At 70.4% G+C, this 9,679-nt stretch carries 8 protein-coding genes; all 8 read left to right on the plus strand.

Annotated features, from left to right (window positions below; genetic code table 11):
- The first annotated feature begins 38 nt into the window (after positions 1–38).
- The 8 genes from BXA10_RS09735 to BXA10_RS09775 all read left to right on the plus strand — a co-directional run bounded on the left by BXA10_RS09735 (position 39) and on the right by BXA10_RS09775 (position 9,301).
- A complete protein-coding gene (locus tag BXA10_RS09735) occupies positions 39–425 on the plus strand; it encodes a pilin (RefSeq protein WP_076469917.1) in 387 nt (128 codons plus the stop codon).
- Positions 425–1,345, plus strand: coding sequence for a TrbL/VirB6 family protein (locus BXA10_RS09740; RefSeq protein WP_076469918.1), 921 nt, complete (start codon positions 425–427; stop codon positions 1,343–1,345). The genes BXA10_RS09735 and BXA10_RS09740 overlap by 1 nt, the downstream gene beginning before the upstream one ends.
- Entirely contained in the window at positions 1,342–2,310 is a 969-nt protein-coding gene (locus BXA10_RS09745; protein ID WP_076469919.1) for a PrgI family protein, read from the plus strand. The genes BXA10_RS09740 and BXA10_RS09745 overlap by 4 nt, the downstream gene beginning before the upstream one ends.
- Entirely contained in the window at positions 2,307–4,094 is a 1,788-nt protein-coding gene (locus BXA10_RS09750; RefSeq protein ID WP_076469920.1) for a VirB4 family type IV secretion system protein, read from the plus strand. Before BXA10_RS09745 ends, BXA10_RS09750 begins: the two co-directional genes overlap by 4 nt.
- Positions 4,095–4,126: 32 nt before the next feature.
- Positions 4,127–6,598: a type IV secretory system conjugative DNA transfer family protein gene (locus tag BXA10_RS09755; RefSeq protein ID WP_076469979.1), complete on the plus strand. Its 2,472-nt coding sequence runs from the start codon at positions 4,127–4,129 to the stop codon at positions 6,596–6,598.
- A gap of 123 nt (positions 6,599–6,721) precedes the next feature.
- A complete protein-coding gene (locus BXA10_RS09760; protein ID WP_076469921.1) occupies positions 6,722–7,504 on the plus strand; it encodes an IS5/IS1182 family transposase in 783 nt (260 codons plus the stop codon).
- Between the two features lie 381 nt (positions 7,505–7,885).
- Positions 7,886–8,365, plus strand: coding sequence for a hypothetical protein (locus tag BXA10_RS09770; RefSeq protein WP_076469923.1), 480 nt, complete (start codon positions 7,886–7,888; stop codon positions 8,363–8,365).
- A gap of 417 nt (positions 8,366–8,782) precedes the next feature.
- The gene (locus tag BXA10_RS09775; protein WP_076469924.1) at positions 8,783–9,301 is read left to right on the plus strand and encodes a hypothetical protein; all 519 of its coding nucleotides are present in this window, start codon (positions 8,783–8,785) and stop codon (positions 9,299–9,301) included.
- The last annotated feature ends 378 nt before the right edge of the window (positions 9,302–9,679 follow it).

Below are 9,679 nucleotides of genomic sequence, written 5' to 3' on the forward strand. Positions count from 1 at the left end.
CCCCGGCCGCTCGGCCGGGGCCGGAGGTGAACCCGCTCATGTTCCGCATCCCGGCACGTCTTCGTGCCCTCCCCCGCTCCTGTGCGGCCCAGCGCACCGGGCGCATCGCCGCCGTCGCTGGCGGCGTGCTGCTCTTCCTGTCCGTGCCCGCCGCCGCGTACGCCGACACCGGCACGCCGGTGCTGGCGGCGAACTCACTGCCGGTCGTCATCAACAATCTGCGGCTGTGGCTGATCGGCATCCTCGCTGCGGTCGCGACCCTGTTCCTCGTCCTCGCCGGTGTGTACTGGGCCACCGCCGGGGGTGACCCGGCGGTGGTCGAGCGGGCCAAGGGCGCGCTGCGCAACGCCCTGGTCGGCTACGGCCTCGCGGTTCTCGCGCCCGTCCTGCTGCAGATCGTGCAGGGCATCGTCGGAGCCCCGTGATGGGTTTCCTGTTCGACCAGATCCTGGACTGGCTGGCGACGGCGATCCTCGCGACCCTGGACGCGCTGTTCGCGGTGATCAGCGGTGCCCTGCTGGTTACTCCGAACGTCACCGGACTGCCGCAGGTGCAGGCTTTGACCGGCCGTTGCGTGCTCGTCGTGGACACCGTCTTCGTCCTCGCGTTCGTGGTCGCCGGCGTGCTCACCATGACCGTCGGTGGCGGCGAGAACTCCCGCTACACGATCAAGGACCTGCTTCCTCGCCTGATCGTCGGATTCGTCGCCGCCCACTTCTCCCAACTGTGGTGCGCCACGCTCATCGACCTGGCCAACGCGATGACCGGCGCGCTCACCGCCCCCAGCGGGGACGCCGATGGGGCCTTGCAGGCGGTCAGGCGTCACATCGGCGGCGGGCAGGACACGGTGGCGGCGCTGCTGTTCGTAGTCTGCGTGGCGATCATCGCGGTGCTGCTGGCGGCCACGGCGTTCAGCGTGATCGTCCGCTTCGCGGTCGTGCTCGTTCTGACCGCTGCTGCGCCGCTCGCGTTGGCGTGTCACGCGTTGCCGCAGAGCGACCCGGTCGCCCGCCTGTGGTGGCGCTCTTACGCCGGGGTGCTGGCGGTGCCGGTGGTGCAGGGCTTCACCCTCTACGCCGGGCATTGGATGCTTACCGACCCGCGGCACCTGCTGCCCGTGCTCGGTCTGCCGGTCGAGCCCGGTGGGGTGCTCAACCTGTTCATCGTCATGGTCATGCTCTGGACCACGGTCCGGGTACCCGCGCTGATGCGCCGCTACGTAACCGCCGGCGGCAGCGGCCGCGGAGTGAAGATGATCGGCGCGGCCACGCGGGTGCTCGTCGTGCAGCAGGTCACCCGCTCGGTCCCCGGTCTCGGCCGCGGGTTGAAGGCGGTGGGCCGATGAGCGCCCACGCGGACCGGTCGGACGCTGGTCGGGCGCGGATGCCCGCTGACGTCGACGCCCCGGACAAGGTCGCCTACGGGCTGACGTTTCGGCAGTTGGCGATCCTCGCCGTTGCCGCACTGGCCTTCTACGGCGCCTGGCGTTTCCTGCATCAGCTGGTGCCGGTGCCGGTGCTGGTCGGTGCCGCCGTGGTGCTCGGGGCCATGGTCTTCGCGGTCGCGGTGGGTCGCCGTGACGGGCTGCCGCTGGATGTGTGGCTGCTGGCCGCCGTCCGGCACGCGGGGGCATCCCGCGCGTTGTCGACGACGGACACGACGTCGAGGACGCCGGACTGGGTGCAGGCCCCGAAGAGCAGGATGATGGTGCCGGCGCCGTTGACGCTCCCCGCCGACGCGATCGACGACGGCGGGGAGATCCGACTGGGTGGCGCGCGGGCGGCGATGGTCGCCGCGTCGAGCGTCAACCTCGCGCTGCGTACCGCCGACGAGCAGGCCGCCCTGATCGACACGTTCGGTCGCTGGCTCAACAGCCTGTCCACCCCGACGCAGATCGTGGTGTCGGCGCAGCCGGTGGACCTGCACTCCGCCGCTCGTGCTCTCTCCCAGGCTTTGGAAGGCCTTTCACACCCGGCCTTGGCGGACGCGGCGGCCGACCACGCCCGCTTCCTCGAGGACCTCGCGACGCGGCGGGATCCGCTGCGCCGGCAGGTCCTCATCGTCACCCGCACCAGCCTTGGCGAGCGTCGTGAGCATGCCGCGCGGCGGCGCGCTGACCAGACGGTCCGCGTGCTGTCCGGGCTCGGCGTCACCACCCGAACGCTGGACGGGAAGGCGGTGACCGCCGCGATCGCCGCTTCCGCCGACCCCTACCGGCCACCCCGACCCGGCGGACTCGCCGCCCCGGATGCGGTCATCACTTCCACACCCCACCAGCGTTACCGGCCCCGAAGGAGCGAACAGCCGTGAAACTGCGCAACCGATCCCACACGGGCGTGCGCAACCGCCAGTCGCGGAGGCTGGCGGCCGCCGTCGCGCCCGCTTCGGTGGAGGTCACCCCCCGTTTCATACGCGTCGGTGACGGCTACGCGGCCACCCTCGTGGTGACCGGCTACCCCGCCGAGGTCGGCCCGGCCTGGCTCGAACCCCTGTTGTCCTGGCCGGGCCGCCTCGAGCTCGCCCTGCACATCGATCCGCTGGCCGCGCCGGTCGCGGCGGCGCGGCTGCGTGACCAGCGTGCCCGGTTCGAATCGTCGCGGCGGGTTGATGCTGGGCGGGGCAAGCTTGCCGACCCGGTGGTGGAGGCGGCGGCTGAGGACGCCGCGGACCTCGCTGACCGGCTCACCCGGGGCGCGGCGAAGCTGTTCCGTGTCGGCCTCTATCTGACCGTGCACGCCCGCACCGAAGACGAGTTGCTCGAGGCGTGCGCGCAGGTTAAGACCGCCGCCGCGTCGACGCTGATCGAGGTGCAGCCGGCCACCTGGCGGCATCTCGCGGGCTGGAGCACCACCCTGCCGTTGGCCACGGACAGTCTGCAGATGCGCCGCACGATGGACACCGCCGCTCTCGCCGCAGCGTTCCCCCTCGCCAGCGCGGACCTGCCGGCGCCGCTGCCCGGCGACCCGCCCACTGAGGGCGGGGTCCTCTATGGGGTGAACCCGGACTCGCAGGGCGTCGTGTGGTGGGACCGTTGGGCTCAGGAGAACCACAACAGCGTCGTCCTCGCACGCTCCGGCGCCGGCAAGTCGTACTTCGTGAAACTGGAGATCCTGCGCAACCTCTACCAGCGGGTGCAGGTCGCCGTCATCGACCCTGAAGACGAGTACCTCCGGCTGGCCGATGCGGTCGGCGGCACCGTAGTGCGCCTCGGCATGGCTGGGGTGAAGGTCAACCCTTTCGATCTGCCTACCGGGGACAGTCGGCCCGACGTCCTCACCCGGCGAGGGCTGTTCGCGCACACCCTCATCGCGGTGCTGCTCGGCGAGCAGCCGCCACCGGCGGAGCGCGCCGCGCTGGACCGCGCGATCCTCACCGCCTACCGACAGGCCGGCATCACCGCCGACCCGGCCACCCACCACCGGCCCGCCCCGCTGCTACGCGACCTCGAAGCCTGCCTACATGGCGACGACGACCCGGCCGCGCGGCAGCTCGCCGCACGGCTCGCCCCGTGGGTGCACGGATCGTTCTCGCACCTGTTCGACGCGCCGACCACCACCCGCCCCGACGGGCACCTTGTGGTGTGGTCGCTGCGGCACCTGCCCGAGGAGCTGCGCACCGTCGGCATCCTCCTCGCGTTGGACGCGATCTGGCGGCAGGTCGACACCCCTGGTTGGTCACACGTGCGGCGGCTCGTGGTGGTGGATGAGGCGTGGCTGCTGATGCGCGACGGCGAGGGAGCCCGGTTCCTGTTCCGCATGTCCAAGGCCGCCCGCAAACGTCACGCCGGGCTGGCCGTGATCACCCAGGACGTCGCCGACGTGCTCGGCAGCGACCTCGGTCAAGCCGTCGTCGCGAACGCCGCGACCCAGGTGCTGCTCAAACAGGCACCGCAGGCCATCGACGGCATCGGCGGCGCGTTCGGCCTCACCGCCGGCGAACGCCGCCTGCTCCTGGCCGCCCGTGTCGGCACCGGCCTGCTCATTTCAGGCACCAGCCGGACCAGCTTCGAGGCCGTCGCCTCCGCCGCCGAACACGAGCTGTGCACGACCCGCCCGAGCGACCTGGCACACCTCGACGACGAGGAGGACCTGTGATCCCGTCCGCCGCCCACCTCGCCCCCGTCCCCATGCCCACACCTACGCCGGGCGGACAGGGTGTGGGCGTCGCACCGCCGACTGGAGCAGCGCGATGGGTACTCGACATCGCCGCATGGACGGTGCAGCGGCCCTGGTTGCTCGCCGTCGCCGCGGCCGTGCTGGTCGCCTACATCGCCGCTCGGAACCTTCTCGCCGGGTGGCGACACCGCTACCACGCCGACGGGGCGCGGCTGGTCACGATTGCCCCGCCGCCCGAGGTCGACCCGCGCAGCGCCGCGGCGTTGTGGGCCAACCTGCATGGCACGCTCACCCCGTCGCGCCGACGCAGGCTTATCTACGGCAGCCCGCACGTGGTGTGGCAGTACACGTGGACCGGCCGGCGGCTGCTGATCAGCGTGTGGGTGCCCGGCAGCGTTCCGCGCGGTGCCGTTGAGGCCGCCGTGCGCGGCGCGTGGCCGGGTGCTGCCTGCACTATCGACAACAGCCCCGGCCCGCCGATGCCCCTCGACGCGACGGCGGTGGGTGGGCACCTGCTGCCCTACGCCGCCGAATGGCTGCCGCTGACGACCGATCACGACAATGATCCGCTGCGCGCTCTGATGGCCGCCGGTTCGAGCCTTCGCGCCGATGAGCACGCGTGTGTGCAGGTTCTCGCCCGCCCCGCCGCCGTCCGGCGCGCGCAGCGGGCCCGTCGCGCCGCAGCACGGCTGCGCGACGGCAAGACCGCCCTCCCGGCGATCAACCCGGCGGCGCCGCTGCTGTGGCTCATCGAGGCGTTCCTTCCCGGCCGCCCCGCCCACACCATGGGCCGGCCTGGGCAGACGGGCCGCCGTGACCCCGGCGTGGAGCGCGATGTGCGGGCCATCCTCGACAAGACTTCTCACCCGCTGTGGGAAACCGCCGTGCGCTACGCCGTCGCCAAAGACACCCGGCGTGCCCACGCTGATCAGCGTCCCCGGTTGCGGGGCATCGCCGACACCCTCGCCTTCGCGTTCGCGGTGTACTCCGGACGCAACCGGCTCACCCGCCGGGCCCGCATGCCCCACCCGGTTGGGGTGCTCGTGCAGCGGCGCCTCGGCGCCGGGTTCCTCACCTGCACCCCGGAGCTGGCCGCGCTGGCCGCGCTGCCCCGCGACCTGGCCGTGCCGGGCCTGGACCGGGCCCGCGCCAAGTCCATGCCGGCACCGGTCGCCGTCTCGGCCGGCGGGCACGGGGAGAAGGTCCTCGGTGACGCGCAGGTCGGCGGGCACAGCGTGGCCCTGTCCGTGCCGGACTCGAGGTATCACCTGCACGTCATCGGGTCGACCGGCAGCGGCAAGACGACACTGCTGGTCAACATGGCCGTCGACGACATCAGAGCCGGCCGCGGCACGGTCGTCATCGACCCGCACGGCGACCTGGTTCTGGACATACTCGACCGGCTTCCCGCCTCGGTCGCGGACCGGGTGGTGCTGTTCGACCCCGACCAGCCCAACCCGCCCACGATCAACCCCCTCGCCGGCGACGACCCGGACCTCGTGGTCGACAACCTCGTGTCGATCTTCGGGAACATCTTCGCCAAGGCGTGGGGACCCCGCATGGACGACGTCATGCGCGTCGCGTGCCTCACCCTGCTGCGGCACACCAACGTCACCCTGCAACACATCCCGCCCCTGCTCAACAACAAGCAGGTCCGCGCCGAAATGACCGTCGACCTGGACGACCCGGCCGGGCTGCGGGGCTTCTGGCAGTGGTACGACGAGCTCAACCCCGCCCTACGGTCCCAGGTCATCGGGCCCGTCCTCGCCCGCCTACGCGCGTTCCTGCTGCGCGACTTCGTCAAACGCACCATGCGCTACCCGCAGTCGAGCTTCGACATGGGCAAGATCCTCGACGGCGGAGCGCTGCTCGTGCGCATCCCGAAAGGACAACTTGGGGAGGACACCAGCAAGCTGCTGGGGTCGCTGATCCTGGCGCAGGTGTGGCAGGCCGCTACCGCCCGCGCCCGCGTCTCCCCCGACCGGCGACGCGACGCCACGCTGATCATCGACGAGGCGCAGAATTTCCTCACCCTCGCCAACAGCCTGGACACGATGCTCGCCGAGGCCCGCAAGTACCGGCTGTCCCTCGTCCTGTCCCACCAGGACCTCGCCCAGTTCCCCAAGGATCTCCTCGCCGCCGCGTCGGCGAACGCCCGTAACAAGGTCTACTTCTCCTGCGCCCCCGAGGACGCCCGTGTCCTGGCCCGGCACACCCTGCCGGAACTCGACGAGCACGACCTCACTCACCTCGACGCCTACACCGCCGTGACCCGCCTGGTCGCCGACGGACGGCAGACGCCGGCGTTCACCATGCGCACCCGGCCCCCGAAGCCTGTGGTCGGCGCGGCCACCGTCATCCGACAAGCCGCCGCGAGAAGGGTCGAGCCGCAGCAGGCGAGCGCCATCGACGCCCTCGTCGAGCGGCTCGCTCAGCCGAAGAAGGACGACAGCCGCCGCGCGGGCGTGCCCCCGCGACACTGAGCCTTTTCCAAGCTGATCTTGCAGCTCAGGGCAGGTGCGGCGAGCCCGAAGATCGATGAGGGCGAGGCTCCAGGTAAGACAGCAGTCGACCAAGATCCGATGCCCCAACCGGAAGCCTCGCCCGTGCTGTCTTACCCTTCCACGATCTCGCTGTCCAGCCGCACCCTGAACCACCTCAGTGACCTCATCCGCCAGCACCGCACCCAGCATCGATCCCGGTGGCGGCGCCTCGACCCGGGCCGGCAGGCGCTGCTCGCTCTGGCCCACCTGCGCAACGGCGACACCTACACCCGGCTCGCCGCCGGGTTCGCCGTCGGCGTCGCCACCGCCTGGCGCTACGTACAGGAAGCGATCGCGCTGCTCGCAGCGGTCGCCGAGGACCTGGCCACGGCGATGCGGCGCATCCGGCAACTGGCGTACGCGATCCTGGACGGCACGCTGATTCCGATCGACCGCGTGGCGGACCAGAAGCCGTACTACTCCGGCAAGCACAAGCGCCACGGCGTGAACGTGCAGGTCATCGCCGACGCCGCCGGCCGGCTCGTCTGGGCCTCACCGGCACTGCCGGGCTCGGCGCACGACCTCACCGCCGCCCGCATCCACGGCATCATCGACGCGCTGACCAGCGCGGAGGTGATGACCTTCGCCGACAAGGGCTACCAGGGCGCCCGAGGCGGCGTGCGCACGCCGTTCAAACGGCGCCGCTTCCGACCGAAGCTGTCGCGCCGGCAGAAGACGGTCAACCGGGCGCACGCGAAGATCCGAGCCCGCGGCGAACGAGCCATCGCCACGCTCAAGACCTGGAAGATCCTCGCCAAGCCGCGCTGCTGCCCGCGCCGCGCCACCGCGATCGTGCAGGCCATCCTCGTCTTGCATCACGTCGAAGCGAACCGCTACGCAGGATGAAAATGGCTCTATGTATCAAGGCGGCCCGCGAGCGGGCCGCGTCGGCCCGGCCCCGGCCTGCTGGCGACCTCCGGCCGGCATCGGCCGGGCCAGCCGGCCACGCTGAGGGACGACACGATCTGAAGACCTCGGGGCTCCGCCCCGAACCCCGGCCCTCCTCAGAGATCAGCTCCGGATCACCTCGCCGGGCACCACAAGGGCTACCAGCTGCCCCAGACGGGGCCAAGGTCGTTCGTCCGGTAGGGCGCTCCACCTTGTCCCCGTCTGGGGCAGCTGGAAGGTCATCGACTGCCCGACGAGGAGATCCTCCCCCAGGGGGTCCGTCGTCCCCCACCTTCCGACCGGAACCACGACGACAGCGCCAGAAGGCACAATGATCCGGTGCTCGCCGACGAGACCCAGACGTGGCAGCTGCTACGGGACTGCGACGATCCAGACCACCTGGAGTTCCCTGCGGACTACCGCCAAGACCGCGCCAACGCGCGATTCAATCAACTCGCTGGAGGGCTCGACGCTGCCTTCGGTGGCCGGTGCCTGATCGACCGCGGCCAGGACGCCAGCTTCCACGGCCGCATCGACATTCCCATCGTGGCCAGCGCGACCGGCCGCCAGCTGACCGTCGTCATCAGCAACTTTGGCGACTTGGCTGTCCTGGCCGTGGACAACCCAGGGGTGTGGGACGACGCCGAGACCGCCGAGCTGCTGCATCCCGTCGACGCCAACCGCATACATCGCGCGCTGGACGAGCTCGGCTACACCCTGATCCGCGAAGACCCGCTATGGGAGCCGTACGACGGCACGGTCATGTACCTACGCGAACACGCGGCCAAATGGTGGGAACGCTACTTCGATTACCTCTGACGCAATTCTCCGGTCGCCGTGCCATCCACGTGCCAGTAGCGGGTACCTCGCACGGTAATCAGAGGGCACGAACGGTCACGCCCTACCGCCCTTGGCCTGGCCCACCTCGGTCCTTGTCGGCCGTGATCTTCGCCCTTCCAAACTGACGGTGCGAGCACGGCCGGCTCGTTTCCGCCGTGCCCGATGCGTGCCCGTTGGGATGGGCGACGACGGTCAACGGCAGTCAGCTCCTGGACGTGGCAGCCAGCGTGGCGACGCAGGTCAAGCCAGGTTGCTGCCGAGCGACTTGCGGCCGTGTCCACACTTCCTAAACCGTGTGTCCTGGGCGGTGCGCGGCGCCAGCGGCACGGACGAACGCCCGTTGGAGCCTGTCCGGTGGATCGGCAGGTCCTCTTGCCTGCCTTCTAGGCTGCTGCCATGGACAACGCGCTCACTCACGCGCGTAGCTCCTTCACCAACTTTCGACGCTACGCCCCGGACCCGAAGGAGCACGGGTTTCGATGGGTCGACATCAAGCAGCTGCACTTCTCTGCGGAGTCCGTGGACGATAGAGGGCTGCTTGCCGCACTCATCGGGCATGAGCAGTTCCGGGACGACTATGCGGGTGGTGGAGTGCTGCAGGAGGGGCTCCGGCACGGTCCGTATTGGCTGCGGTTGATCACTCCCGAACTCTACGAGCCCATCAGCCAGGAGAAGGCTGTACAGATCCTGCGTGAGTGGTTGGATCCGCTCTGGGACATGCCCACCGAGCTGGAGGCTGATCTGCAGCGGGAGGTGTTCGCCCGCCTGGCCGCAGCAGATGGCATCTACTACCTCAGCGAGCTCGGCGATGAGGCGAATCATGACTGGGGACGTGTGCACGACTACTTTCACGAGTTCGTGCTCATCGACCGCTCGGTCGGGCAGATCATTCTCATCGTCGCCGCCGACGACTGAGGCAACCACCGGGGCAGCCGCTTCGTGGCTCGAAGGGCGCGGAGGCAATCTCTATGCCGGCTGAGCAACAAGCACAGCAGTTGCGGCTGCCCTGCTCGGCCAACGCGTAGGACGCGGAGTGAGACGCGGCGAGGCCGTGATCGGGCCGTCGTAGGCCGAATGCGTGCGACCAACGACGACCACTGGTGACGATGTCCGCATGTAGCAGGGCGTGACCGGCCCCACCACCAGGCCGTCCGGACTCCTCTTACCCGTAGTTGGTGAACTGGAGAGACGCCGCCCACTAGTGCCGCATCAGGCAACCTTTGCCCTGTCGTGCGGGTGACGCGCCGTCCGGGTGCTGGTCTGGACGGCGTGGTGTCGTCAGGCTGTCCGGGT

The sequence above is a fragment of the Micromonospora avicenniae genome, from assembly GCF_900156065.1.
GTDB classification, from domain to species: domain Bacteria; phylum Actinomycetota; class Actinomycetes; order Mycobacteriales; family Micromonosporaceae; genus Micromonospora; species Micromonospora avicenniae.